Source organism: Asticcacaulis sp. MM231 (genome assembly GCF_964186625.1).
GTDB lineage: Bacteria > Pseudomonadota > Alphaproteobacteria > Caulobacterales > Caulobacteraceae > Asticcacaulis.
This window is the reverse complement of record NZ_OZ075108.1, coordinates 872,917-897,780: the sequence shown is the minus strand read 5'-3', so window position 1 is coordinate 897,780 and position 24,864 is coordinate 872,917. Positions and strand designations below refer to the sequence as shown.

Annotated in this window: 21 protein-coding genes and 2 pseudogenes; 9 read left to right on the top strand and 14 right to left on the bottom strand. The window is 59.7% G+C overall.

Annotated features, from left to right (window positions below; translation table 11 throughout):
• Window positions 1-72: 72 nt before the first annotated feature.
• The gene (locus ABQ278_RS04255) at window positions 73-573 is read left to right on the top strand and encodes a hypothetical protein (protein WP_349321365.1); all 501 of its coding nucleotides are present in this window, start codon (window positions 73-75) and stop codon (window positions 571-573) included.
• Window positions 574-635: 62 nt separating this feature from the next.
• Here the strand turns inward: ABQ278_RS04255 and ettA are convergent, their stop codons facing one another.
• Window positions 636-2,303 carry an energy-dependent translational throttle protein EttA gene (gene ettA / locus ABQ278_RS04250; RefSeq protein ID WP_349321364.1) on the bottom strand — a complete coding sequence of 556 codons (1,668 nt, stop codon included), beginning with the start codon at window positions 2,301-2,303 and terminating at the stop codon, window positions 636-638.
• Between the two features lie 95 nt (window positions 2,304-2,398).
• On the opposite strand from ettA, the gene ABQ278_RS04245 reads away from it, so the two are divergent.
• Window positions 2,399-2,692: a hypothetical protein gene (locus ABQ278_RS04245; protein WP_349321363.1), complete on the top strand. Its 294-nt coding sequence runs from the start codon at window positions 2,399-2,401 to the stop codon at window positions 2,690-2,692.
• Between the two features lie 106 nt (window positions 2,693-2,798).
• Here the strand turns inward: ABQ278_RS04245 and ABQ278_RS04240 are convergent, their stop codons facing one another.
• Complete coding sequence (locus tag ABQ278_RS04240; RefSeq protein ID WP_349321362.1) at window positions 2,799-3,278, bottom strand: GAF domain-containing protein; 480 nt, start codon at window positions 3,276-3,278, stop codon at window positions 2,799-2,801.
• Between the two features lie 446 nt (window positions 3,279-3,724).
• Here ABQ278_RS04240 and ABQ278_RS04235 point away from each other — a divergent pair, with 446 nt between their 5' ends.
• Window positions 3,725-5,119, top strand: a complete 1,395-nt coding sequence (locus ABQ278_RS04235) for a tetratricopeptide repeat protein (RefSeq protein WP_349321361.1) — start codon at window positions 3,725-3,727, stop codon at window positions 5,117-5,119.
• 55 nt (window positions 5,120-5,174) lie between these two features.
• The gene (locus ABQ278_RS04230) at window positions 5,175-6,575 is read left to right on the top strand and encodes a hypothetical protein (RefSeq protein ID WP_349321360.1); all 1,401 of its coding nucleotides are present in this window, start codon (window positions 5,175-5,177) and stop codon (window positions 6,573-6,575) included.
• A gap of 232 nt (window positions 6,576-6,807) precedes the next feature.
• Here the strand turns inward: ABQ278_RS04230 and ABQ278_RS04225 are convergent, their stop codons facing one another.
• The 3 genes and pseudogenes from ABQ278_RS04225 to ABQ278_RS04215 form a co-directional block, all read right to left on the bottom strand.
• Window positions 6,808-7,128: a hypothetical protein gene (locus ABQ278_RS04225; protein ID WP_349321359.1), complete on the bottom strand. Its 321-nt coding sequence runs from the start codon at window positions 7,126-7,128 to the stop codon at window positions 6,808-6,810.
• Between the two features lie 381 nt (window positions 7,129-7,509).
• Window positions 7,510-8,868 (bottom strand): annotated as a pseudogene (locus ABQ278_RS04220) (IS1182 family transposase).
• A 75-nt stretch (window positions 8,869-8,943) separates the two neighbouring features.
• Window positions 8,944-9,699 carry a YebC/PmpR family DNA-binding transcriptional regulator gene (locus tag ABQ278_RS04215; protein ID WP_349321358.1) on the bottom strand — a complete coding sequence of 252 codons (756 nt, stop codon included), beginning with the start codon at window positions 9,697-9,699 and terminating at the stop codon, window positions 8,944-8,946.
• 181 nt (window positions 9,700-9,880) lie between these two features.
• Here ABQ278_RS04215 and ABQ278_RS04210 point away from each other — a divergent pair, with 181 nt between their 5' ends.
• On the top strand, window positions 9,881-10,105 hold the full coding sequence (locus ABQ278_RS04210) for a hypothetical protein (RefSeq protein WP_349321357.1): 225 nt from the start codon (window positions 9,881-9,883) through the stop codon (window positions 10,103-10,105).
• Here the strand turns inward: ABQ278_RS04210 and ABQ278_RS04205 are convergent.
• Both ABQ278_RS04205 and ABQ278_RS04200 read right to left on the bottom strand, forming a co-directional pair.
• Window positions 10,077-10,922: a TIGR00282 family metallophosphoesterase gene (locus ABQ278_RS04205; RefSeq protein ID WP_349321356.1), complete on the bottom strand. Its 846-nt coding sequence runs from the start codon at window positions 10,920-10,922 to the stop codon at window positions 10,077-10,079. The two genes, ABQ278_RS04210 and ABQ278_RS04205, sit on opposite strands and share 29 nt — an antisense overlap.
• Window positions 10,923-10,957: 35 nt before the next feature.
• Entirely contained in the window at window positions 10,958-11,572 is a 615-nt protein-coding gene (locus ABQ278_RS04200) for a 5-formyltetrahydrofolate cyclo-ligase (protein ID WP_349321355.1), read from the bottom strand.
• A 388-nt stretch (window positions 11,573-11,960) separates the two neighbouring features.
• Here ABQ278_RS04200 and ABQ278_RS04195 point away from each other — a divergent pair, with 388 nt between their 5' ends.
• From ABQ278_RS04195 to ABQ278_RS04180, 4 genes are all read left to right on the top strand, one after another.
• Window positions 11,961-12,524: a hypothetical protein gene (locus tag ABQ278_RS04195; protein ID WP_349321354.1), complete on the top strand. Its 564-nt coding sequence runs from the start codon at window positions 11,961-11,963 to the stop codon at window positions 12,522-12,524.
• Between the two features lie 203 nt (window positions 12,525-12,727).
• Window positions 12,728-13,228, top strand: a complete 501-nt coding sequence (locus tag ABQ278_RS04190; protein WP_349321353.1) for a hypothetical protein — start codon at window positions 12,728-12,730, stop codon at window positions 13,226-13,228.
• A gap of 68 nt (window positions 13,229-13,296) precedes the next feature.
• Window positions 13,297-15,138, top strand: coding sequence for an aminopeptidase P family protein (locus ABQ278_RS04185; protein WP_349321352.1), 1,842 nt, complete (start codon window positions 13,297-13,299; stop codon window positions 15,136-15,138).
• 65 nt (window positions 15,139-15,203) lie between these two features.
• Entirely contained in the window at window positions 15,204-15,776 is a 573-nt protein-coding gene (locus ABQ278_RS04180; RefSeq protein ID WP_349321351.1) for a hypothetical protein, read from the top strand.
• On the opposite strand, the gene ABQ278_RS04175 is transcribed toward ABQ278_RS04180, so the two are convergent.
• The 7 genes and pseudogenes from ABQ278_RS04175 to ftsZ all read right to left on the bottom strand — a co-directional run bounded on the left by ABQ278_RS04175 (window position 15,754) and on the right by ftsZ (window position 24,555).
• The gene (locus tag ABQ278_RS04175; protein ID WP_349321350.1) at window positions 15,754-16,359 is read right to left on the bottom strand and encodes a 3'-5' exonuclease; all 606 of its coding nucleotides are present in this window, start codon (window positions 16,357-16,359) and stop codon (window positions 15,754-15,756) included. The two genes, ABQ278_RS04180 and ABQ278_RS04175, sit on opposite strands and share 23 nt — an antisense overlap.
• Before the next feature lie 34 nt (window positions 16,360-16,393).
• Complete coding sequence (gene ligA / locus ABQ278_RS04170; RefSeq protein ID WP_349321349.1) at window positions 16,394-18,481, bottom strand: NAD-dependent DNA ligase LigA; 2,088 nt, start codon at window positions 18,479-18,481, stop codon at window positions 16,394-16,396.
• Window positions 18,482-18,523: 42 nt separating this feature from the next.
• Window positions 18,524-18,796 (bottom strand): hypothetical protein, encoded by a 273-nt coding sequence (locus ABQ278_RS04165; RefSeq protein WP_349321348.1) that lies wholly within the window; start codon window positions 18,794-18,796, stop codon window positions 18,524-18,526.
• Between the two features lie 33 nt (window positions 18,797-18,829).
• On the bottom strand, window positions 18,830-20,566 hold the full coding sequence (locus tag ABQ278_RS04160; protein ID WP_349321347.1) for a DNA repair protein RecN: 1,737 nt from the start codon (window positions 20,564-20,566) through the stop codon (window positions 18,830-18,832).
• Between the two features lie 108 nt (window positions 20,567-20,674).
• Complete coding sequence (locus ABQ278_RS04155) at window positions 20,675-21,559, bottom strand: outer membrane protein assembly factor BamD (protein WP_349321346.1); 885 nt, start codon at window positions 21,557-21,559, stop codon at window positions 20,675-20,677.
• Window positions 21,560-21,659: 100 nt separating this feature from the next.
• A complete protein-coding gene (lpxC, locus tag ABQ278_RS04150) occupies window positions 21,660-22,553 on the bottom strand; it encodes a UDP-3-O-acyl-N-acetylglucosamine deacetylase (protein WP_349321345.1) in 894 nt (297 codons plus the stop codon).
• Window positions 22,554-22,877: 324 nt separating this feature from the next.
• Window positions 22,878-24,555: pseudogene (gene ftsZ / locus ABQ278_RS04145) on the bottom strand (cell division protein FtsZ).
• Between the last annotated feature and the right edge of the window lie 309 nt (window positions 24,556-24,864).

Genomic DNA, 24,864 nt, shown 5'->3' with positions numbered 1-24,864 from the left:
GAGCGCTAAAACCCTGAACTTGTTGCCTATGCCTTTTCATGTATTCTCCACCTCATTATGAAGTGGGGGAAAATGCGCATCATTAAAATCATGGGCCTGCTACTGGCCTGCGCCTGCCCTATCAGCTTGAGCGGTTGTCAGTCGCAGGGGCGTGACCTGACCTATGATGACGCGCAGGTGTATTTCGCCAATTACAAAGTTCAGCTTGAAGCCATCGTAGCGGCTGAAGAAAAATGCCGCCCCGTCTATCAAAATGGTGACCTCGTCATAAGGATTGACGACATTTCAGCCATTTCCTGCGCGAATGGCGACCTTAAAACCGTGCCACATATTCGGGATATGCTGAAAAAAGCCCGTGTCCAAATGCTGTTTACAAGGCGCGAAAACGATGATGATCGCGTATCCAAATTCCTGATGCATTCCGAAGGTCTGGGCGTTTCAGGCGGGGGAACATTTATTTTTAACACGGCGCAGCCTTCCATACCGGCCAATGTTTACCTTGATACGGATCAGGAGGTGCGCTCAATGAAAGCGTTGCCGGATCATTGGTTCTGGGGCCGTGGTTGGTCGTAAAAAAAAGCGCCGGCCTTGTGACCGACGCTCTTAAACTTTCGGGTGCAGTTGCGTGCCCCTGCTTAGCGCGAGAACTTCTGGAACTTGATCCGATGCGGGATCAACGAATCCACGCCCAGGCGGCGCTTCTTGTCTTCCTCGTACATTTCGAAGTTACCTTCAAACCATTCGACATGGCTATCGCCTTCGAAGGCCAGAATGTGCGTGGCCAGACGATCGAGGAACCAGCGATCGTGGGAGATGACCACGGCGCAGCCCGCGAATTCTTCCAGCGCCTCTTCGAGGGCCTGCAAGGTTTCGATATCGAGATCGTTGGTCGGTTCGTCGAGCAGGATGACGTTGCCGCCGGCCGCCAGGGTCTTGGCCAAGTGGACGCGGTTGCGCTCACCGCCAGAGAGCAGGCCCACCTTCTTCTGCTGGTCGCCGCCCTTGAAGTTGAACCCGCCGACATAGGCGCGGCTGTTGATTTCGCGCTTGCCGACCAGCATGATGTCGGTGCCGCCCGAGATCGCCTGCCACACCGTGTCGTTCGGCTGCAGGTCATCGCGCGACTGATCGACATAGGCCAGCTTGACCGTTTCGCCGAGGCGCACCGTGCCGGCATCGGGCTTTTCCTGACCGGTGATCAGCTTGAACAGGGTCGATTTACCGGCGCCGTTGGGGCCGATGACGCCGACGATACCGTTGGGCGGCAGCTTGAAGGTCAGGCCCTTGAAGAGCACCTTGTCGCCGAACTCCTTTTCAAGATCGGTGACTTCGAGCACCAGATTGCCGAGGCGCGGCCCGGGCGGTATCTGGATGGTGGCGAAGCTTTGGGCGCCACGCGAATTTTCCTGTTCGCGCACCATGTCCTCATAGGCGGCGAGACGGGCCTTGGACTTGGACTGACGAGCCTTGGCGCCTGAACGCACCCATTCCAGTTCCTTGGTGAGCGCGCGCTGGCGGGCTTCAGATTCCGATTGCTCCTGCACGACGCGCTTCTGCTTCTGCTCCAGCCAGCCGGAGTAGTTGCCTTCATAGGGCACGCCCTTGCCGCGGTCGAGTTCGAGCGTCCACTTGGTCACCTGATCGAGGAAGTAACGATCGTGGGTGACGAGGATAACGCAGCCGGGGAAGCTCTCCAGGTGGTGCTGCAGCCAGGCCACGGACTCAGCGTCCAGGTGGTTGGTCGGCTCATCGAGCAGCAGCATGTCGGGCTTGGAAAGCAGCAGGCGGGCCAGCGCGACACGGCGCTTTTCACCACCGGACAGCTTGGTCACGGGCGAATTGTTGGGCGGACAGCGCAGGGCGTCCATGGCCATTTCGATGCGCGAGTCGACATCCCACAGGTCACCGGCGTCGATCTTTTCCTGGAGCTTGTTCATCTCCTCCATCAGCTCATCGGTGTATTCCTCCCCCATAAGCTCGGCCACCTTGTTGAAGCGGTCGAAGATCTTCTTTTCCTCGCACCACGAGATGACGTTTTCCCAGACATTGAGGCTGTCATCGAGGTGAGGCTCCTGTTCCAGATAGCCCATCTTGGTGCCTTCGGCGGCCTTCGCCTCGCCGGAAAATTCCTTGTCGATGCCGGCCATGATCTTCAGCAGGGTTGATTTACCCGAACCGTTGACACCGACCACGCCGATCTTGGCGTCGGAATAGAAGCTGAGCCAGATGTTTTCAAAGACCTTCTTACCGCCGGGGTAATGCTTGGTCAGGCCTTGCATCTGATAGATATATTGTTGCGCCATGGAGTTGCAGAGCCTTTATTTGTTATATATAAAAGGGATGGGCGCGGTTTAGCCGAGCAGGCCTAAAATCGCAAGGTGAAATACGGGAGGGACCTGTGAGCGACTATATCCTGCTGATGCACAAAACGCCGGACGGGGAGCCAGCCGAGGCCTGGGATCTTTATATTGCCACGCTGGAACAGGCCGGTCATTTGCGCGGCGGCAGTGCGATCGGCGACGGGATCGCCTGCCGCAAGGACAGGACTGATGCCGCAATCACCGCCCATCTGACAGGATTTATCCGTATCGAGGCCGAGAGCCTTGAAGCCGCGCGCGGCTTGCTGGCCGGCAATCCGGTGTATGAGGCCGGCGGGATTGTAGAGATCCGCGAACTGCCCAAGACGAGCTGACAGGCATTGATATTGCGCGCCCTGTGACAAGACGCTTTTAAAGATAAGTGCATAGTCAGAACCCCTACAACCACATCTCGCTTAGCGCGTTGGTGGGGTTTCTTACTTAAACCGCAAACACCGCCTTCATCAGCTTTTCGAGATTGACGGCGTCTTCCTCATCATAGGTGCCGAAGCTCTCGGAATCGGAATCAAACACCGCGATCAGCTCACCCGCGGCGTCGAACACCGGCACCACGATCTCCGAATTGGAGCGGGAATCACAGGCGATATGATCGGCGAAGGCGTGCACATCGGGCACCACCTGCGTAACGCCGGTCGCTGCCGCGGCCCCGCAAACCCCGCGCCCGAAAGCGATGCGCAGACACCCCAGAGTGCCATTATAGGGCCCAACCACCAGTTCATTGACGCCGGCGGCTTTCTTAACCTTATCCACGACATAAAAGCCGGTCCAGAACCAGGCGTCGAACGCCTGATTGAGCAGGGAGACGGTCGTGGCCATGCGCGCCACCCTATCGGGCTCGCCCTCAAGCACCGCCAGAACGTCCCTTATAACTTCTTGATATTTTTCGGCTTTACTCATCATTGCAACAACCGGTTTAACCACGTAACTCAACTTCAACTCCTGATTTTTCCCCTGAGGCGGGCATTTAGGGGCATTCTTGGCGGGCTTTAGCACGCAGGGCGCGAAACCCGTCTCTTGTTGACATGATTAACACTTTTTTCTGGCCAAGGCATGGCTTTTGAAGCATGATGATAAATGTATGCTTCGGCACGCAGGGGTTCGGATTACGAGGGGGTTTCGTGCGCGTATCGGCGCGACAATCCGGCAACGCTCACCGAAATTGGGGTGAGCTTTTGAGAGCATGGGGGGCCAAAGCTTGACAGTCTTCGTAATCCTTCACAATAACTACGTTAACCATATTTATACCGACGTCGTCGGAGCGTTTACTGATGTCAGAATGTGATCAGACGAGATCATCCTGGCGCGCCTTGAAACAGGCTGCGGCGGGGATCTTCGCAGGCCATAGAGTGCCCGCCCGCTTGGGTGTCGCGCTGATGGCCGGTCTGTGCCTGAGCACCTCCCTGTCGGGTTGCGACAATATGGACTGGCGCTGGTTGCAGGGCCGCAAGGCCGGCGTCGATGGTCAATACGCCTGCCCGCGTCCACCCGAACCCTTCCAGACGCAAGGTTTCAACGGCCAGGAACGCGAAATCCGCTATTATCGCCACCTCGCCTTCTCCAATGACTTCTTCGCCCAGCTTGAGCTGGCCAATCGCTATTCGGCGGCCGATGCCTCCGACAAGAACCTTGAGGATCACATAGAATCCTCGGTCTGGCTGGTGATGGCCCTCGCCAACCAGCAGGGTTACGCGCCGATGAGCCGTGCCATGGACCCGCGCGGCGGCGTTCTGGCGTCGCGCTACGATAAATGCCGCGCTTTCGAGCGTGAACGCGCCTACCGCATCCTCAACAACGAACTGTCAATGATGGATTCCGGTGAGCGCGACAAGGTGCGCGATCGCGTCATCTATATCCAGTCAACGCTCGGCGCCGATGGCTTCCGCACGCTTGGCCGCCTCTATGACGATCAATACGGCCCGATGGGTGAGCCGGCCGATAACCAGCAGGCCATCCGCGCCATGATGCGCGGCCACAATTACGGCACCTCCAATGTCCGCACCCTGTTCGAGCGCTCGGACGTCGATGCCTATCTCTATAACTATAAAGCCTCGGAAACCGGCGATGTCGGCGCCTATGTGCTGCTGAAAGATTTCGAGAAGTCGGCGCCCTCGCGCACGCGCTACGCCTCGTTCGTTGAATCCAAGGCGCGCCGCTGGACCTCGCCTTACGAATTCTATCCGCCCGACGCGCCTCCGGGCGGCGTACCCCATTCCGACGAAAGCCGTCCGGACGATGGCGCCTCCTACGCCCTGTCGCGCATGGAGGAACTGCCGTTCATCCACGTGGTTCGCGCGCTCGACTATCTCAATCTGCTCAATGTCGCCTGTTTCGAGCCGAAGGATGTGCCCAAGCAAACGATCGACGCCCTGCGCTCGATGATCGGTATGCCGGGTGGCGAACGCCTGACCTATCTCGATCGCGTCCGCGCCATCCAGCTTGCCGCCGTCAATGGCGACTCGCGCTCGCAACTGGTGCTGGCGGTCATGTATTCCGAAGGCGTCGGCGTCGAGGTCGATTACGCCCGCGCCTTCTACTGGTATCAACAGGCCGAAAAGCAGGGCTCGCCCGAGGCGCGCTACGCCATGTCGACCTATTTCGATCTCGGTGTGAAGGGCGTGGCCGATCAGGACAAGGCCGAATTGGTCGTGATGCAGCTCGATGCCGCCCTCGCCGGCTTCAAGCCGTCGGCCGGCCGTTTGCAGGCTGTGCTGGCGCAAGTATCGCGTACACCGGAAAACTAGAGTTTTTACCGCTCAGTCGCCATCAGAGGGGGCATGAGGTTTAAGGAAAACGAGCATGTGGATGCGTAAAGATCGTCAGATAGGTGCAAAAGGCCAGGGCCTCGTCCTTGGCATGGCCGCGCTTTTGCTGAGCGCCGTCACGCCCCACGCCGCCCAGGCCGATGACGCCTATCGCGGCAACAACGCCGCCCGCGTGAATTCGACCATCCGTCCGTGTTTTGGCATGTTGCTGGATGCCCAGCTCCGCACCTGCGGCCCGCAACGCCACTATCGCCAGAACGGTCACTATTACGGCTATCGCGGCGGCAACCGTTATGACGCCACGATCGACTGCGACCGCGCCCCTCCCGGCTATGTCGAGCGCGTGGCCGAAAGCATCCGTTACGGCGGCGTGCTCTATCTCAAGGCGCGCAACCGTTCCTGCGTCGCCAGCCTCGACATCAAGCGCTCGATCACCATCGTTGGCCAGGGCTATGGCCCGCAACAAATTCCGGTCCTGATCGCGCCCACCGGCCAGAACTGCCTGCGCATCGCGCCGCAGGCCGACAAGGTCATCCTTAAGGACGTCTATTTCTCCAGCCCGCGCGGCGAGGAAGCGGCCTGTATCGAAGGCTCCGGCGGCGAACTGACGCTGCAAAATTCGCAGATCCGCTATCAGGGCAATAATGCCGCCGTTCATCAGTCCGGCGGCCGCCTCAACCTGATTGAAAACACCCATATCATCGCCAAGACGCGCTCGGTCGCGGTGGCGGTCAACAATTCGGCGCTCTACGCTGAAAACTCCGAAATTGCCACCACCGCCGGCGGTCTTTACGCCGTGCTCGATGGCGATTCATCGATCCTCGGCGTCAGCGTTCAGCAACTGGCCGACTGGCACGGTTTCGAGCGCGGAGATGGCGCCATCGGCCTCGACATCAAGCTCGATAGCGCCGGTTCGATCCTGACCATGAATGACATGAAGGTGCTGTACTTTGCCGATGCCATCGCGCTTGACGGCGCCGGTGAGGCGCTGCTGTCGCACACCCTGATCTCGCGCAGCGACCATGGTGTGGTGTCCTCGCTCAACCGCACGCGCATCATCGAAAACACCATCATCGCCAGCGAAATCGGCATCAATGTCGAACGTGGCGAGGCCTTTATCGGCCGCAACCAGATCGCCAATATGCGCACCGCCGGTATCCTGGCCGGAAGCCGCGGCGAGATCCGCGCCGTCGATAACCGGATTGATCCCAATGGCGCCGGCTGCCCGACGCTGAAATGGGGCAATCTCGATCCGGCGCAGCGCACCTGCACGCCGTGGTACAAGGGCTCGGAATTCGATGTGCCGGGCGATGCTGACAATCAGTATCTCTTCGATCAGTATTGGCCGCGCCTCAACAGCGTGGCAATGAATACCGCCACCGAAGTACCTTACAAGGTGCTTGGCCCGAATACCGGCAACGCCGCCAAGCCGTAAGCCGCCTGCGCCCGCCATTAAAAAAGCCCCGGATGTCGCCATCCGGGGCTTTTTCAATTTTCCCCTCTCCCTGCGTAGCGGGGAGAGGGCGAGAGCCGAACGTAGTGAAGGCGATCGGTGAGGGGCTATCACATACAAGCCCCTCACCCGACAATCTGCGGCTTCGCCTTGTTTGTCGTCCTCTCCCCATTTTCATGGGGGGAGGCGAAGGAATCCCGCTAAAATCCCCGCCTTATTTCTGCGAATTCCACTGTGTCTTGTAACGGCGGTCCTTCGGCAGGGCCGAGCCCGGGATCGGATCGGCGTCGGTGCAGGCTTCCGGAATACGGCCGCCCACCTTGCCGCCCATACCCATCGCGGTGTTGTCCTCCGCGTTCTGGGCGGTCACGTCGACGCGCTTACCGTCAGTGTTCATATGGACTTCGGTCTTGGTGTCGCTGTCATAGGTCATGATCTGCGGGGCCTGACCATTGGCCTCAAAGGCGGCCACGCAAGCTGCGGCTTTTTCCTTATCGGTGCGCACATCGATGGCCTTGGTTCTATAACCGGTCAAACCGACTGGCACCAATAGGCCGAGATCAGGCACAGGGACAGGGACTGTCGTACATCCTGTCAGGCCTAAGCAAAGCCCAGTGCCAGCCAAAATCAGGATTGAAGCTCTCATTTTAATCCCCCACCCAACGGTGCTAAAACATGGTTAACGCCGATAATCGCATAGATCACGGCATAAACAAAGTCTTGAATTCATGACGAAGCCCACTTGTGGCGGGCTTCGTCACTTAATGATCACGCTTTTACAAAAGGGGCGATAAGCCGGCCTAGGAGCCCGTCCGAGTAACCAGTTTTGGGGTTAGGTATTTTTTGATTTGGTTCGGCAATATCGGGCCCGGCCATTTTTTCGTTGCTGCCAGTCTGTTCAGAAGGTGTTTTGTCTTTAGGTTGCCTTGGCGAGCTTCAGGATGTTGTGAACGGTACAGATCATTGCCCATTCGGCGGATACGTTTTCTATGCCTCGCATTAGAAACTGACGGAAGCCTCTGGCGTGTTTGATCTGGCCAAACACAGGTTCTACCGTCTGCTTTCGTAAACGGTATGGACTTTCATAGCCGCCTTCGCGCAATCGTTTGCGCATCTCTTCCGTTTTGGGCGTTTTGGCCCGGCCGCCATCCGCAGCCGGGCTGTTATGCTTTTGACGTCCGGTTGCAATAAAGGCGTCTATTTTCCGATTTTCCATGGCCGCTATATTGGCTTCGGAGCAATAGCCTGCATCAGCCGATAATTCGTCTGGAGCCTTGCCAGTATTGGCAATAACGGCGTCAACCATAGGCACCAACTGGGTGCAGTCGGCGGCGCAGTTGTTTAAGTCATGCGCCAATATGATCTGAGCCCTGGCGTCCACGGCCACCTGGGCATTATAGCCTTGGATAAATCCATCACGTCCCAGCATGATTTTGCTATCAGGGTCAGTGAAGTTCCGTTGTGTCTTATCGGATGGCATACCTTCGGGCGTTTTCGGCTTAGGTCCACGCTTCTTCCCGGATGATGCTGGTGGGTCATCTGGATCTTCCGGGTCTTTTCCGGACTTTGCCGCTTCAGCCTTTTTGTTCTCAGACTTTGCTTTGGCCTCGGCCTCAAAGGCGGCTCGTGCCTCCTTGATTTTCGCCAGCCTCTTTTCCTTCGAAGTCATCCAGTCTGGCGTTTCATCGCCACGCTTGTCACCAAACTCTGCATCTTCAGCGGCATCTGCAGCTTCTGCGGACTTAAGCCAACGCGCAACCTCAGCTTCCAGGTCAACCTCGGCGGTCTTCATCCGACCGTAGCTCATAGCCTTATTTTTTGACGCATTGGCCTTCATCTTCGTACCGTCCACAGACACATGGTTTAAGGCAACAAGACCAGCCTTACGGCATAGCGTCAACACCTGCAGAAATAGGCCGGACAACGCGCTCAAGTGACGTTTGCGAAAATCGGAGATCGTCCGATGGTCAGGACGGTTCATCGCAGTAACCGCCATAAAATCTAACCGCTCATCACACGACCTTGCCAGGCGACGAGACGAATAAATACCCCGGCTATAACCATAAAGTAGCAGGGCCGTCATCATGCGAGGATCATAAGGCGGATAACCACGATCCTCGCTGTAAACATCCAAAATAGAAGACAAATCAAGATCTTACCTGACCATGTCTCGGATAAAGTGAGACAGGTGACCTGCGGGAACGAATTCGTCCACAGAAGGTGGAAGAAGCTGAAGTTGGTCAACTAGCCAGGGCCGGAATGTCTTGGTGCTCATAGGAAATGAGTGAATCACCAAGACACACAACTGTCGACCAAAAACCTCAAAAAGGCTGATTACTCGGACGTGCTCCTAGCCCAGGGCTTCCAGCTCTTCGTCCGAGATATCGAAATTGGCGTAGACGTTCTGCACGTCATCGTCGTCGTTCAGCGCATCGATCAGCTTCATCAGCGTCTTGACCGGATCGCCGGTCAGCGGAGTCAGGGTCTGCGGCTTCCAGACGAACTTGGTCGCCTTCGGATCGCCCAGCGCCTTGCCGAGGCTTTCGGCCACGACGTTCAGGTCTTCATAGGCGGTGTAGATGATGTGGCCGCCCTCTTCCGGATCTTCATCGGTCTCGACATCGGCGGCGCCGGCCTCGATGGCCGCTTCCATGATGGCGTCGGCGCTGCCGGCCTTGAGCGGATATTCGATCTGGCCGAGACGATCCCACATGAAGCTGACGGAGTTCGATTCGCCCATATTGCCGTTGTACTTCGAGAAGTAGCTGCGCACGTTCGAGGCGGAACGGTTGCGGTTGTCAGTCAGGACTTCGACGATGATGCCAACGCCGCCGGGGCCAAAGCCTTCGTAGCGGATGTCTTCGTAGGTATCGGCTTCGCCCATGGCGCCCTTCTTGATGGCGCGTTCGATATTGTCCTTGGGCATGGATTCGGCGCGGGCGTTATTGACCGCCAGACGCAGGCGCGGGTTCATGTTCGGGTCGGGCATGCCCGACTTGGCCGCCACGGTGATATCGCGCGACAGCTTGGAGAACAGCTTGGAGCGCACCTTATCGGCGCGGCCCTTGCGGTGCATGATGTTCTTGAATTTGGAATGGCCGGCCATGGTAGTCCTGGATAGAAACATTTGATGCCTCCGGACTTCATACGCGAAATCCGGCAAGCACGACTGTACGCCCAAGCTGTTGCGAGGTAAGCCCGCGCGGCGTTTGAGCGCAAAAAGGGGTTTTAGCCTGAAAGCAGAAGCGGTGGCAAGTCCTGGCTTTCTGTGCCACCCTGCGTCGATCATGCTGACACACTCAATACTTCCGGCAATTCTGGCGGTCCTCAGCCTGTGGCTGCTGGTCCATTTCGACCGCCTGAATCGTGGCAATATCAACCATATCCGCCGCTTGCATAACTCGCACAGCCCGCTCTATCCGTGGTATGAAAAGACCTGCGGATCGGCCAGGTTCGCCCTGACCGCTATCGGCTGTATCGCCTTCAACCGGCCTGGAATTCAGCGACCTTAAGCGACGGGATGCTCTGGCTTAAGCGCCCCCCGATCCGGATGGGCTCGATCCGCGTGGCAAGGCCCGTGCGGTCATCGCTCTCGACATAGACACCGCAGATCGTGGCTGGCCCCGAGGCCGGCCGGTAGCGCTCCTTGCCGATCCGCGTGGTGAAACGGCGCAAGGGCTCTTCCTTGTCCATGCCGATCACGCTGTCATAGTCGGCGCAGGCGCCGGCGTCGGTCTGGTAGGCTGTGCCACCCGGCAGGATCTGGTGGTCACCGGTCGGGACGTGAGTGTGCGTGCCGACCACCAGCGTGGCGCGGCCATCGCAGAAATGGCCCATGGCCATCTTTTCCGACGTCGCTTCGGCGTGCATATCAACCACGATGGCGTCGCAGGCCATACCGATCGGGCAGGATTCCAGTTGTTTATCCACCGCGCCAAACGGATCGTCCATTGAGGCCATGTGCACAAGGCCCAGCACATTCATCACCAGAATGCGCTTGCCCGACGCCGTTTCAAACAGGTTGGCGCCACGCCCCGGCGCATCGGCCAGCGGCGGATAGTTGATCGGGCGGATCAGGCGCGGTTCGCGCACGATATAGGTCAGCGCCTCTTTCTGATCCCACGAATGGTTGCCGAGCGTCAGGCAATCGGCGCCGGCGTCAAACAACTGACGCGCCGAATTTTCCGACACACCGAAGCCGGCCGAGGCGTTTTCCGCGTTGATAATGACGAATTCGAGGTCGAGCTTGCGCTTCAGACCGGGCAGGTGTTCAGCGAGGGCATCGCGTCCGGCGCGACCCACCACATCACCAAAAAAAGCAAAACGCATAATAATCCAGTTTCTAAGCCCCGCTAAGGTGGGGGCTAGACCGTCGGGCGCGCTTCAATCACGCCCTTATCGGTAAAAATACCGTCCAAAGTCTGATCATGCACCTCAAACGGGATTTCGGCAAGTTGCTGACCGGAAAAAGCGACTCCGTAGGTGCGGATCGCCTTGTGGGTGTTAAGGCGGGCCAGCGTGCGGTCGTAATAGCCGCCGCCATAGCCCAGCCGCCAGCCTTGCGCATCAAAGGCCAAAAGTGGCACCAGCACGACATCGGGCAGGATTTCATCGGCGGTTTCATCGGGCTGCTGGATGCCATAAGGCCCGTCTACCAGTTCATCACCGAGGCTGAAACGGCGGAAGATCATGGTGAAACCATCGCCCTCCCCCACCAGACACGGCAGGGCCACGGCATAGCCGCGCTCCTCGAAAATCTGCAAGAGTGGAAAGGGATTGATCTCGCTCTGGATCGGCCAGTAACCGGCGATGATCGCGTCCTTGTCAGGCCAGGTCTGGTTGCTATCGAGCATATCGGCGGCGATTTCGGCCAGCATATCCCCCGCCAGAGGCGAGGCCTGCGCCATAGCGACACGCCGCGTTTTCATCTCGGCCCGCAACAGGGACTTATGCACGACAAGACCGTTGAGATAATCCATTTTGGACACGCCTGTGAAGCCTCTAAGAGGTTATAGGGCCATAAAAATTGTCAGGAGTTCGATATACACCGTTGTCACGGTGAAAAATGGGTTGGCGGCGCCATGAAGAGTCGTGTCGATGCGGTTAAATCCTCTCAGACCTGACTAGTCAGGTGGGAACCAGGTAACTAGGACCACGGTCCAGATCAGAGCCAGTCCCCGTTCTAAGTGATTAAGGTCAGAAGGAATAGTGATCGCCACGGAAGCCACAGCAAGACCCGCCGTCAACAGATATAGGCCTCTATGGCGCGAAACTCAAGGGAAGCGTCAGGTAATTCACGTCTTCGCCCCAACTTATCCCCGCCCCGCAAAACCGCGCCATCATGGCGGGATGGATATGGCGCACGACATGGCTGACACACCCTCGCCGCTCGAACAGCGGCGTGAGCGTCTGCGCGCCTTTGCCGACCGTGTGCTGGAAGCCGTCGAAGCCCTGCCCATGCCCAAAACCGCTGTTGAGGGCGAGCGCACCCTGCGCACCATCACGGCGGCTGACCGGATGCTGATCCAGATTTACAGCAAGGCCAGCGCGTCAAAGCAAAGCCAGCCTCTTGTGAGCAGCACGCCCGCCTGTCGGCCTTATGACAGGTCTGCACGCGTCTCGATTGATGGTTCCGCAACGTGCACACCGGCTGCGCCCGACAGGATAGCCAAAGAACCGGCGCCAGCCGCATCTGATGCGCCCTATGACTACGCTTACGATGACGACGACATCGACACGCGCCGGCCAGACACCCCACGCCCCGCGCCTGAAACCACATCGGCGCTCGATCTGGAACAAAGAGCCAAAGCCCTCTACAAGGCCTATTATGACAGTCTGACCGCTCCTTGGCACCAAGCGCACCACCGGCCCGCCCTGAAACGCCTCCGCACTTGCCGCGCTACCCCACAGACTGTGAGATACTACGGCTGAACCCGCAAATATGTGTCCCCCTCACAAACATCCTATGTCGCCCGCTTTGCAAGTCGAGGCGCGCAGAAGCTTGCCTGAAAACCACAGTTTACCGATAAGTTTGAATGGCATCTTTCAGCCTCTTGAAAGGGGCAGATTTTCCGACAAAATAAATAAATCAAATAAAAGAAACCCGCCCAATGGGTTTCTAACGGGAGAGAGCCATGTCCATTCAAAAATTCCTTACCGCTATTCTTGCGTCCTGCGCCACACTTACCACCGCGCCCGTGCTCGCCAAAGACACCAAGCCCGCGCCGCTGGTCGTCTATGACGATGGGTTACGGTCCGACTGGCAAAGCTGGAGTTGGGCAAAAATCGAGCAGCAGGTGCCGGCCGGCACAGTCAAGCCGATCAAGGTCGAGGGCGATCCGTGGTCAGCGCTGGCTTTCCATCACGAGCCCTTCTCCACCACGGGCTACACCAAGGTCACCTTCTTCATCAATGGCGGCGTCGATGGCGGCCAGACCATCGCCATCAAGGTTCTGGTCGATGGCAAGGCGGTGGAATCGAACTACGCTATTACGCCCAAGGCAAAGCAATGGCTGCCGGTCGAGGTGCCGCTGAAAGACATTGGCGGCGATAACAAGATGGTCGATGGTCTGTGGTTCCAGGGCCAAGCGGAAGCCTACAAGCCCTATTACATCACCAAGATTCAGTTCGAATAGAACCGGAAGATTCATTTGAAACCACGCAGCGGCAGTCTATATAGAAGCCATCAGATTATGAGGTTCTTATGACCGCCGACAGCGCACATTTCCAGCATTTCGATGTCACCACCCAGCCGGCGCAAGGCGTGACCAACGTCCGCGCCTTACGCCACGAAATGCGGAAGCTGGGTCTCGACGGTTTTATCGTGCCGCATGAGGACGAGCACCAGAACGAATACCTGCCCGACGCCAATGAGCGTCTGGCCTGGGTATCAGGCTTCACCGGTTCGGCCGGCGCGGCGATCATCTTCATGGACCGCGCCATCCTCTTCGCCGATGGCCGCTACACACTGCAATCGCGCGAACAGACCGATCCGTCGGTCTTCGAACTCGAGGATTTCCACGCCACGGCTTTGGCCGATACGGTCGCCATCGCACCCAGGGGCTCGGTCATCGGATATGATCCCGGCCTTGTCAGCCCGTTCGGCCTGAACGCCCTGCAAGCCGCCGCCGATGGCGCCGGCGTCACGCTGAAAGCCGTTTCGCCCAATCCGCTTGACCTCGCATGGGAGTCTTCTAGGGGCACAGCACGCCCGGCTCAGCCCATGGCCCTGATCGTGCCGCAACCGCTCGACTATGCCGGCGTGGCCTCTGGCGACAAGCGCGCCCATCTCGCCAACGTGCTGAAAAGCAACCACATCGCCGCGGCCCTGATCACCGCGCCATCATCGCTGGCCTGGCTGTTCAATATCCGCGGCGGCGACGTCATCCGCTCGCCCCTGCCCCTCGGACAGGCGATCCTGAAAGCCGATGGCTCGGCCGAACTCTTCATCGAACCCGCCAAGATCAGCGAGGGCCTGCTCGAATGGCTGGGCAATGAGGTCAGCGTCGGCGGACCAAACGATGTGCAGGCCAGCCTGAAAGCCTTCGCCGGCCAAAACGTGCTGATCGACGCCAATCTCTCCTCGGCCTACTGGCTTGAGGCGATCAAAACCGCCGGCGCGACGCCCCTGCTCGCCGATGATCCGTGCCTGCTGCCGCGCGCCTGCAAGAACGATGTCGAGATCGCCGGCACCACCGCCGCCCATATCCGCGACGGCGCTTTGCTGACCACCTTCCTGCACTGGGTGGCGACGGAAGCGCAGGACACCCTGCCGACAGAGATCGAGGTGGCGCGGAAGCTGGAGAGCATCCGTAAAGCCGGAGGCGATCTCCGTGACCTCAGCTTCGATACTATTTCCGGCTTCGGCCCGCATGGCGCCCTGCCGCATTACAAGGTCAATGTGGCAAGCGACCTCAAGACCGCCAAGGGTAATTTATTGCTGGTCGATTCCGGCGGCCAGTTTCTCGATGGCACCACCGACGTGACGCGCACCGTGGCCATGGGCGAACCCAGCAACGAACACAGGCGCATGTTCACCCTGGTGCTTAAGGGCCATATCGCCCTGGCCATGGTGAAGTTCCCCGCCGGCACCACCGGCACCCATCTCGATGCCCTGGCGCGCCAGTTCCTGTGGGCCGAGGGCTTTGACTACGACCACGGCACCGGCCATGGCGTCGGGGTCTATCTCGGTGTCCACGAAGGCCCACAACGCATCGCCAAGGCGCTCAACCGCTACGCCCTGCAAACCGGCATGATCGTCTCCAACGAGCCCGGTTTCTATAAAGCCGGCGAATTCGGCATCCGGATCGAAAACCTGCAATATGTCACCGAGGCGGAAATCCCCGAAGGCGGCGAACGCCCGATGCACCGCTTTGAAAACCTGACGTGGGCGCCTATCGACCGCAAGCTGATCGACGTCGCCCTGCTTACCCCCGCTGAGCGCGCCTATATGGACCGCTACCATGCGCTCTGCGTCGAGTTGCTTAGCCCTCTGATTACGCCTGAGGTGCGCAACTGGCTGATCGAGGTGTGCGCGCCGCTGTAAGCGACTTGTATCGTATAATTTATATGCTACGCTCCATCTTCTGACGATGTGGGGAGATGATCGTAATGAAACGCACGCTGCTTAGCCTTTGCAGCCTTCTGGCTCTGACGACCGCACAGGTGCAGGCCGCAGAGAAAACCGTCATGGTCGATGGCAAGGCGCGGCCATGGGATATCGGCGTTAATCCCAAACTGTATTATGGAATCTCAGGCCCGAACGGCAAGGCGCCTTCCTATGTCATGGGAATCAAACTGCGCGCGGGCGCCAAACTGAAATTCACCGCTACCGGCACGACCACCACCTTCCCAGGCAACCCGTCGATAGGTCCCGGCGGTGAAAAGACCTTTGTAACCGACGGCCGCTACGGTAATCCCGGCGCCTTCTTCCCCAGCCGCCATTTCGACAAGGCGACCTACCCGACCTATCTCAACCAGCTTGTCGGCGCCTTTGTGGATGCCGATGGCGCCGTGGTGGGCCAGCCCTTCCCGATCGGTGAACAGGCAGAAGTGATTATTCCCCCAGGCGCGCTGTCGATCTCGCTCGGCATCAATGACGACAACCTCAACGACAATACCGGAAAGCTTCAGGTGACGATCGACTATACCACTGCCACCGTCACCGGCGAGGAAGTCCAGTAGGGCTGAGCGAGCACGCCTTATAGCCAGCGGCATGGAGGCGGCCCGCCCTCATACCGATGGCGCCGGGGATATGCCCGATGTGCGCGACCTCCAGATCCCCGGCGATGGCCAGCGCCACACGGCCGCACATCTCCGCATCCTCGGCCGCGTTGTGGTGTTTGAAGCGAAGCCCGATATGCGCCGATAAATCCGAGAGCCGGTGCGAGGCCAGCCTGTGCCAGACCTTACGTGACATCTGCAGCGTGCACAGATAGTCGAATTCGGGATAGCCAAGGCCATACTGATCGCAGGCCTTGCGTATCACGCTCATATCGAAGGCAGCGTTATGCGCGATCATGATCGCCGAAGCGAAATCCTGCCGGAACTCCTCCATCACGGCCGGAAACTGCGGCGCATCCTCCACATGTTCGGGGCGGATGCCATGGATGGCGATGTTCATGCCGGAAAAGCGCATATCCTTCGGACGGATCAGGCGCTCCTCGACGCGCGTCACCTGATTGTTCTCGATCCAGGCCAGCCCGACCGAGCAGGCGCTGCCTCTCTGCTCATTGGCCGTCTCGAAGTCGATCGCGATAAATTTCATTTAGGGGCGCTTTTCAGATCAGGAAAGCACCCGTCTATGATGATTCCACCATGGCAAGCCACTCATCCTCGGTAAGCGTGGTGACGCCCAGTTCGACGGCCTTTTTGAGCTTGGAACCCGCACCTGGCCCGGCCACGAGGTAGTCGGTCTTGGCCGAGACCGAACCGGCCACCTTGGCGCCTAAACGTTCGGCCTGCGCCTTGGCCTCATCGCGCGTGAAGCGTTCCAGCGCACCAGTGAAGACCACCGTCTTGCCGCTGACCGCATGATCGCCAGCCACGACTTCGGCGTCCTGCACATCGATGATCTGCGCTTTCAGGCGGTCATAGAGGGCGCGCTGATAGGGATGGGCGAAATAGCTGATGACGGCGCCGGCGACCACAGGCCCGATCTGATCGTGATGCTCAAGCCCTTCGCGCGCGGCTTCGTCACCTTCGGCGGCGGCCACCATGAACTCATAGAAATGGCGCTCGCTGCCATAGGCGCGCGCCAGCAAACGCGCCGTGGTCTCGCCGACATGCTTGATGCCGAGCGCGGCGATAAAGCGATCGAGCGCCAGATGGCGACGGCTCTCGATGGCGGCGAACAGGTTCTTCACCGACAGATCGCCGAAGCCATCGCGGTTCTTGAGCTTGGTCAGCGAAGCGGTGTCGCGCGCCTCCAGCGTGAAGATATCCGCCGGCTCATTGATGAGACCTTCCTCATAGAAACGCGCCAACTGCTTTTCACCAAGGCCTTCGATATCAAGAACGCGGCGGCTGACGACGTATTTCAGGTATTCGACGCGCTGGTGCGGACAGGCCTGATCGCCGGAGCACTTGCGCGCCACGCCGTCCTCGCCCTTGGCATTGGTCTCGCGCACCACCTCGGTTTTGAGCGGGCACGGGCAAACGACGGGGAACTGATAGGGCACGGCATCGGCAGGCCGTTCGGACAGTTCGACGCCGACGATCTGCGGGATAACATCGCCGGCGCGCTGCACGCGCACCATGTCGCCGATATGGATGTCCTTGCGCTCGATTTCGTCGGCATTGTGCAGGGTCACATTGGTGACGACCACGCCGCCGACATTGATCGGCTCCAGACGCGCCACTGGCGTAAGCGTCCCCATGCGACCAACCTGGATATCAACGGCGGTCAGGCGCGTCAGGGCTTGCTGTGCCGGGAACTTGTGCGCGATGGCCCAGCGCGGGCTGCGCGACACGAAGCCGAGACGGCGCTGCCAGTCGAGGCGATCGACCTTATAGACCACGCCGTCGATATCGTAACCCAGGCCGGAGCGTGCCTTGCCGATATGGTCATAAACACCGAGCAGGCCTTGCGCGCCTTCGACGCGTACCGAATTCGGATTGACGGCGAAGCCCCATTGGCGGAATTTTTCCAGCGCTTCGGACTGGGTGGTGACGAAATCCGCATCGCTGACTTCCCCCCAGGCATAGGCGAAGAAGCGCAGAGGCCTCGAGGCCGTGATGGCGGCATCGATCTGGCGCAACGCGCCCGAGGCCGCATTGCGCGGATTGGCGAAGACCTTGGTGCCATCCGCCTCGGCCCTAGCGTTCATCTCGGCGAATTCTTTCAGCGGCATATAGACCTCGCCGCGCACATCAATGCGGTCTGGGTGTTGAGTGCCTTTGAGGTGATGCGGGATATCTTTTATGGTCTTCGCGTTCTCGGTGATATCCTCGCCGGTACGACCATCACCGCGCGTGGCGGCGCGCACCAGTTCACCCTTCACATAGAGCAGGCTGCACGACACGCCGTCGATCTTGGGCTCGGCGGCAAAGGCCACGGGTTCATCGGCCGGCAGCTTGAGGAAACGCCGGATGCGGTCCTCGAAATCCGTGACATCTTCGGCAGCGAAGGCGTTATCGAGCGACAGCATGGGAATGCCGTGCGTCACCGGCGAGAACTTGGCCGAGGCCGATCCGCCGACCGTCTGGGTCGGGCTGTCCGGTGTTTTCAGTTCGGGAAACTCGGCTTCCAGCGCGCGCAGTTGCGCCTCCAGCGCGTCATACTCCGCGTCGGTCAGTTCCGGCGTTTCCTGAGTGTAGTAGAGGTCGCGGTGATGCTGGATCTGCGCGGCTAGGTCGGCATGGGCAGAGCGGGCGTCGTCGATAGTCATGGGAATCCCTGTATGCGATACCCCACCCTACTGCCACACTGTTCAAATGTTGTCAGGATTATTCCAGGGCGTATCACCAGGTTCCTGAAGGGTTTTACGCGTCAGGTGGTAACACAGCAGGATCAGGCAAAAGAGCGCCCCCGCCGCCACCCCTGCCTTGATATAGATCAGCAAGGTGGCGTGAAATTCCGGCGTCTGGCTGTAGGGCATGCCGCGGTGATAGAGCGTCACCGCCACACAGCCGCTCACCACAACGAGCGCGGCGCCCACGAACTGTAGCATGAAAAAGAAGGTATGCCGGATGAGGTTCATCATGGCGAGGTATCCTTAAGCCCCCGCCCGACTATATCACACAGCCTCGGCGCTTTTAAGCCTGATTGCAGCGGCACGCGCTTCGGGCGTAATTTCCGCGCCGGAGAGCATCCGCGCCAGTTCTTCCAGCGCTTCTTCCGGTTCCAGTATGGTGACCGTCGAGCGCACGCTGTCCTGATGTTCGGCCTTGGAGACCCTGAGGTGCTGATCGCCGCGCGCCGCCACTTGGGGGGAGTGCGTCACCACGATAACCTGCTGGTTCTGCGCCAGACGCTTGAGGCGCAGGCCCACCGCATCGGCCACGGCGCCGCCGACGCCCTGATCGACTTCATCGAAAATCATGACCGGACCAACAGTATCTTCGCCGCCGCGTGACGCCAGCGCGGCTTTCAAAGCCAAAGCAAAGCGCGCCAGTTCGCCGCCGGAGGCGATGGCGCCAAGGCCACCCCATCCTTCTTCAGGAAGATTGGCGGCGCCGGGATTGGTCTTGACCTCGAATTCGACGACATCGCCGCCGTTCAGGCCATAGCGTTCCGGCTCCAGCGCCTTCACACTGACGCGGAAGCGCGCCTTGTCAAGCTTAAGCGGCACCAGTTCGTCCATCACCGCCGCCGCCAGCGTCACGCCGGCCTGCTCGCGCTTGACATGCAGGGCTTCAACAGCGGCGTGGAAGGTCTTTTGCGCCTCATGCATAGCGATGGTCAGACGCGCCAGATGGGCATCGAGATCCTCGATCTGGTTCAGGCTGGCGGCGATACGCACGCGCTCCTTCGGCAGGTCCTCGACCAGCACACTCAACTTGCGCGCCATGGCCCGTAGAGCGAACAAGCGCTCCTCGCAGCGATCAAGCTGGCCGGGTTCGACATCCAGGCTATCTGCCGCCTGATCCATCAGCGCCAGGGCTTCATCGGCCGCGATCAGGGTACGATCGAGCGCATCGGCGGCCAGGGTCAGGCGCTTTAAGACCTCATCCTCGGACGTGGCACCGGCCTGCATGGCGCGCGTGCGGGCGTGATCGAGCGCACGGAACGCCTTGACCAGACGCTGCGACAACTGATCGCCGCCCACCGCATTGCGCGCCTCGGAAATATCCTCCAGCGCCCGCTCACCAGCGCCCAGAAGCGCGCGTTCGGACGCCAGCGTCGCCTCCTCGTCGGCTTGCGGATTGAGCCGGTCCAGCTCCTGTAAACGTAAGGTAAGGGTTTCCAGTTCGGCCTTGTCGGCATGTGCGCGCTTCATCAGATCGCGGTGTTCGTCGCGGATGGCTTTCAACGCCTTCCAGCTTTCCGATACCCTGGCCAGTTCGCGGCTATTGGCGCCGTAAGTATCAAGCATCCCCAGATGCGAACGGGCATCGAGCAACCCCACGGTTTCGTGCTGGCCATGCACTTCAAGCAGGCTGCCACCCAGCGCCTTGAGCACGGCGACGCTGACCGCCTGATCGTTGACAAAGGCCTTGGAGCGGCCATCGCGTGACACCACGCGGCGCAGCAGCAAGGGCTCACCGGCTTCCAGCGCCAGCCCCTTGTCTTCGAGGAAATCATAAAGCGGATGCGCCGAGGCGATCTCGAATTCGGCAGTGACCGAGGCCTGCGCCGCGCCCGCACGGATCAGGCCGGCATCGGCGCGCGCACCGGTGGCCAGGCCCAGAGAATTGAGCAGGATCGATTTGCCCGCGCCGGTTTCGCCGGTCAGCACACTTAAGCCAGAACGGATATCCAGTTCCAGGCGATCGACCAGGACCACATCGGCAATCGTCAGACGAGTTAACATGCGTGACCAACCAAAAAGGCGACCACCGATTCATCGGCAGCCGCCCCATTAAACCCTATTTCTCACACTTCGCCAAGAACATTTAGCGAACATACTTCAAAAAACAGCCTAGGCCTGAGGCTTTTTCAGGCTGAACCAGCTCTTTTTCTTCTTGGTATCGGGCGCTTCCGGGCCCTTCTTGCCGTTCGGATCAGGCTTGATGGCCGGCTTTTCACCCTTTTCGGTCATCAGCTTGTAAGCCGCCGAATACCAGCGGTCGCCCGGATAGTTATAGCCCAGCACGGCGGCGTCGCGTGTCGCCTCTTCGTGCAGGCCCATCATTTCGTTGGCTTCGACCAGACGATAGAGCGCCTCAGGCGTATGGCTGGTGGTCTGGTAATCGCTGGCGACGGTCTTGAAGCGACCGATGGCGGCCAGCGGCTGGTTGTCGTTCAGATACCAACGGCCGACGTCCATTTCCTTGCCGGCGAGCTGATCCTGCACCATGTCGAGCTTGACGCGCGCATCCTTGGCGTACTCGGTGGTCGGGTAGCGGCGCACAACGTCGTTCAGCAGGGCCTTGGCACTGTCGGTATAGGCCTGATCGCGGCCGACATCGACGATCTGTTCAAAGGAGCAGATGGCCTTCATGTAATAGGCGTAAGGCGTCAGCTCACTGCCCGGATAGAGCTTGATGAACTGATCGGAGGCGGCGGTGGCCTCGACATACTTATCCGACTGATAGTTGGCGTAGATGATCATGACGATGGCGCGGCGTGACCATTCCGAATAGGGGTGCTGGCGCTGCACTTCTTCGAAGTAGCTGATCGCATCGCTCCAGGACTTCTGGTCGAGCTTCTGCATGCCGGTTTCGTACAGCAGTTCCACCGGACGCTCTTCATAGACCAGATGCTCGGTTTTCGGCTTGCCGGCGCAGGCGGTCAGGCCCGCAACAGAGACGCTGGCCAGCAGCACGACAATGGCCGATTTCTTGAGAAGCCCCACAACGCTCACGTAATAACCCTCTTCTAGGCGACCGCTTTCCGGCGCTGACTCATTATCTGGAGGATACATCTACACGAGCGCAACGCGCACGCCAACCGTAATTAACCAGTCAGCCGACATCCGCCAGAGCCGCGCCGCGGGTGACGATGCGGTAGGCATCCGGACGCGACAGTAGTGCGCGGACCAAGGCATTATTAAGGCCGTGCCCTGCCCGTATTCCTTCAAACCTGCCAAGAATGGGCATGCCCAGGACGTACAGGTCGCCAATGGCGTCGAGCGCCTTGTGACGGACGAACTCATCGACGAAACGCAGGCCGCCTTCGTTGAGGATGACGTCACCATCGATGACGATGGCATTATCGAGCGAGCCGCCACGGGCCAGACCGGCCTTGCGTAAGGCTTCGACGCCATCGAGGAAGCCGAAGGTGCGGGCGGCGGCCAGTTCTTCGCGGAAGGACTGTTCGGTGATGGCGAGGTCGACGACCTGATGGCCGATCGGGGTGCCCGGAAAATCGATCTCGAAACGGACTTCAAACTGATCCGCCGGGATCAGCGAGGCGCGCTTGTCGTCTTCGACCACTTCGACCGGCGACAGGATTTCGATATAGCTTTGCGGCATCACTTGACGGCGGAAACCGGCCTGATCGAGCAGTTGCACGAACGGCAGGGCCGAACCATCCATGATCGGCACTTCCGGACCGTCGAGTTCGACATAGACGTTGTCGATGCTCAGGGCAGCGAAGGCGGCCATGGCGTGCTCGATGGTCGAGACGGAAACGCCGGCGGCGTTGGTGATGACGGTGCCAAGGCGCGTTTGCGTGACGAGGTGGGCCAGCGCCGGCACCTTGTTGTCGCGGTCGGTGATATCGGAGCGCACAAAGACGACGCCGGTGCCCGAAGGCGCGGGGCGCACGACCATGCGTACGGGCACGCCCGTATGCAGGCCCATGCCGGCAATGATGGCCGCGTGGGCCAAGGTCTGTTCGTTCTGATCAGGTAACATTAGACGCAACCCATACAAACTTGCACCGCCCCCACAGGCGTAAAAAAAATGCAGGCACATTTCTGGCCCGCATCCTGTATCTCATTTTCGGCGTCCGCGAACAAACGAACTTGTATTTCCGTTTGTAACGCTTTGCTTAACAGGGCTTTAAGCATGTCAAACACAGCGCTTCCGCCCCCGCAGGCGCATCTTTTTCGCCGCCCCTTACACGAAAAAATCCAGACCCATGGCCTGGATTTTCTTCTGTTTAGAACTTGTTAGCTGCGCCCTAAAGACAACCGGCCAACAGAAAAGGCTCCGGACATGTCCGAAGCCCTCCTGATATCAGTTAGCGAGGCGCCGTAAGAAAGACGGGATTTCCAGATCGTCTTCGCTGTCCATCGAAGGCTGGACCTCGGCGCGCGTGGCCGGGTTCAGGTTGGACTTGGCCGACGAACCGGCGACATAACGATCGGCTTCATCCTCAACCGGACGGCTCGGCGCGACAGGCGCCGAAGCCACGGGCGCGCTCTGACGCTGCGGGAACAGGCCGCGCCAGAAGGATTCGCGTCCCTCTTCCTCGGTGTTCAGACGCGGCGCAGGTGCCGGCGAATTCGGACGCGGCGCGGCGGTGCCGGCATAGGGGTTAGGACGCGAGATCTGCGGCGACGCCGGGCGCGAGGCAGGCGCGGCGGCAGCCGTAGCCGGCATGACGAAGTTTTCGTCCTCGACCGAAGGATCGACGATCTTCGGCACGACACGCTCTTCAACCGGGGCGGCCGCCGCAGGGGCAGCGGCGCTGCGGTCTTCAAACAGGCTGGAACGCGGAGCAACCGGGGTGAGGGGGGTGCTGGCAGGTGCAGCAGCAGGAGCGCTATAGGGCGCGGACGCCGCAACCGTCGGGGTTACCGGGGCGGTTGCGGCCGGACGCGCTTCAACGACGGGCGCAGGCGCCGGTGCGGCAGCCGCAGGCGTTTCGGTGCGACCATAGCCGAGGCCGAAGGTCGGGTTCTGCGGCGTGGCCTTGGCGGGCACGTTCAGCGGGGTTTGCAGCGCCACGCCGTCCATGCCAGTGGCGACGACGGAGACGCGCAGCTTGCCTTCGAGGTTCGGATCGAACGCGGCGCCGAAGATGATATTGGCTTCCGGATCGACTTCCGACGAGATGGCGTTGGCCGCTTCATCGACTTCATGCAGGGTCATGTCGAGACCGCCGGTGACGTTCACCAGCACAGCCTTGGCGCCCTTGAGTGAGGTTTCGTCGAGCAGCGGGTTCTGGATGGCGTTTTGCGCCGCGAGCAGCGCACGGTCTTCACCCGAGGCCTCGCCTGTGCCCATCATGGCCTTGCCCATATCGGACATGACCGAACGGACGTCGGCGAAATCGAGATTGATCAGGCCCGGCAGGACCATCAGGTCAGTGATCGAGCGAACGCCGGCGTGCAGCACCTGGTCGGCCATGCCAAAGGCTTCGGCGAAGGTGGTGCGCTCGTTGGCGATGCGGAAGAGGTTCTGGTTCGGAATGACGATCAGGGTATCGACGTAGCGTTGCAGCTCGGAGATACCGGCATCGGCCAGACGCATACGGTGGCGGCCTTCAAAGGTGAAGGGCTTGGTCACCACGCCGACCGTCAGGATGCCGCGTTCGCGCGCACACTTGGCGATGATCGGGGCCGCACCGGTGCCGGTGCCGCCGCCCATACCGGCGGTGATGAAGACCATGTGAGCGCCTTCGAGGTGCTCGGCGATGATGTCGCCCGAACTCTTCAGCGGCCGTCATGCCCACTTCGGGATGCGCGCCGGCGCCAAGGCCCTGCGTGATGCCGACACCCAACTGGATGCGGGCGTCTGTGCGCGAGAACTGAAGCTGCTGCGCGTCGGTGTTCGCAACCACGAACTCCACGCCTTCGAGCCCGGCTTCGATCATGTTGTTAACGGCGTTGCCTCCGGCACCACCGACACCAAACACGACAATGCGCGGTTTCAATTCCGTTGCGCGTGGCGCAGAAAGATGAATAGCCATGGTTTCGGACCAACCTTTCACAATCTCTCCCTTCGGGGATGCGTTGAACGCTTCGGACCCCAGTGTCAGGATCCATGAGACTACAATTATGCTTAACGATTGGTTACCCGATAACTTGAGTCGGATAAAAATGAAGTAGTTTTGGTAATATTTTTTAACAGAGATTACCGGAGTGTGACTTTTTGCCGAAACCCCGGCCCTCAAAGGAGTCACGCAAGTTGTCTTTTTCGCGCCAGACGTGAATGCGGCCACTTTGCGGCACGGAAAGTCTTAATGAAAGACTAACGCGCCGCGGTACGCGATTAGTGA

Excerpts from the sequence above, each read along its gene's own strand:
- ABQ278_RS04255 (WP_349321365.1), top strand. The coding sequence starts at position 73 with ATGCGCATCATTAAAATCATGGGCCTGCTACTGGCCTGCGCCTGCCCT.
- ettA (WP_349321364.1), bottom strand. The coding sequence starts at position 2,303 with ATGGCGCAACAATATATCTATCAGATGCAAGGCCTGACCAAGCATTAC.
- ABQ278_RS04240 (WP_349321362.1), bottom strand. The coding sequence starts at position 3,278 with ATGATGAGTAAAGCCGAAAAATATCAAGAAGTTATAAGGGACGTTCTG.
- ABQ278_RS04230 (WP_349321360.1), top strand. The coding sequence starts at position 5,175 with ATGTGGATGCGTAAAGATCGTCAGATAGGTGCAAAAGGCCAGGGCCTC.
- ABQ278_RS04215 (WP_349321358.1), bottom strand. The coding sequence starts at position 9,699 with ATGGCCGGCCATTCCAAATTCAAGAACATCATGCACCGCAAGGGCCGC.
- ABQ278_RS04210 (WP_349321357.1), top strand. The coding sequence starts at position 9,881 with ATGCTGACACACTCAATACTTCCGGCAATTCTGGCGGTCCTCAGCCTG.
- ABQ278_RS04205 (WP_349321356.1), bottom strand. The coding sequence starts at position 10,922 with ATGCGTTTTGCTTTTTTTGGTGATGTGGTGGGTCGCGCCGGACGCGAT.
- ABQ278_RS04200 (WP_349321355.1), bottom strand. The coding sequence starts at position 11,572 with ATGGATTATCTCAACGGTCTTGTCGTGCATAAGTCCCTGTTGCGGGCC.
- ABQ278_RS04195 (WP_349321354.1), top strand. The coding sequence starts at position 11,961 with ATGGCTGACACACCCTCGCCGCTCGAACAGCGGCGTGAGCGTCTGCGC.
- ABQ278_RS04190 (WP_349321353.1), top strand. The coding sequence starts at position 12,728 with ATGTCCATTCAAAAATTCCTTACCGCTATTCTTGCGTCCTGCGCCACA.
- ABQ278_RS04185 (WP_349321352.1), top strand. The coding sequence starts at position 13,297 with ATGACCGCCGACAGCGCACATTTCCAGCATTTCGATGTCACCACCCAG.
- ABQ278_RS04180 (WP_349321351.1), top strand. The coding sequence starts at position 15,204 with ATGAAACGCACGCTGCTTAGCCTTTGCAGCCTTCTGGCTCTGACGACC.
- ABQ278_RS04175 (WP_349321350.1), bottom strand. The coding sequence starts at position 16,359 with ATGAAATTTATCGCGATCGACTTCGAGACGGCCAATGAGCAGAGAGGC.
- ligA (WP_349321349.1), bottom strand. The coding sequence starts at position 18,481 with ATGACTATCGACGACGCCCGCTCTGCCCATGCCGACCTAGCCGCGCAG.
- ABQ278_RS04165 (WP_349321348.1), bottom strand. The coding sequence starts at position 18,796 with ATGATGAACCTCATCCGGCATACCTTCTTTTTCATGCTACAGTTCGTG.
- ABQ278_RS04160 (WP_349321347.1), bottom strand. The coding sequence starts at position 20,566 with ATGTTAACTCGTCTGACGATTGCCGATGTGGTCCTGGTCGATCGCCTG.
- lpxC (WP_349321345.1), bottom strand. The coding sequence starts at position 22,553 with ATGTTACCTGATCAGAACGAACAGACCTTGGCCCACGCGGCCATCATT.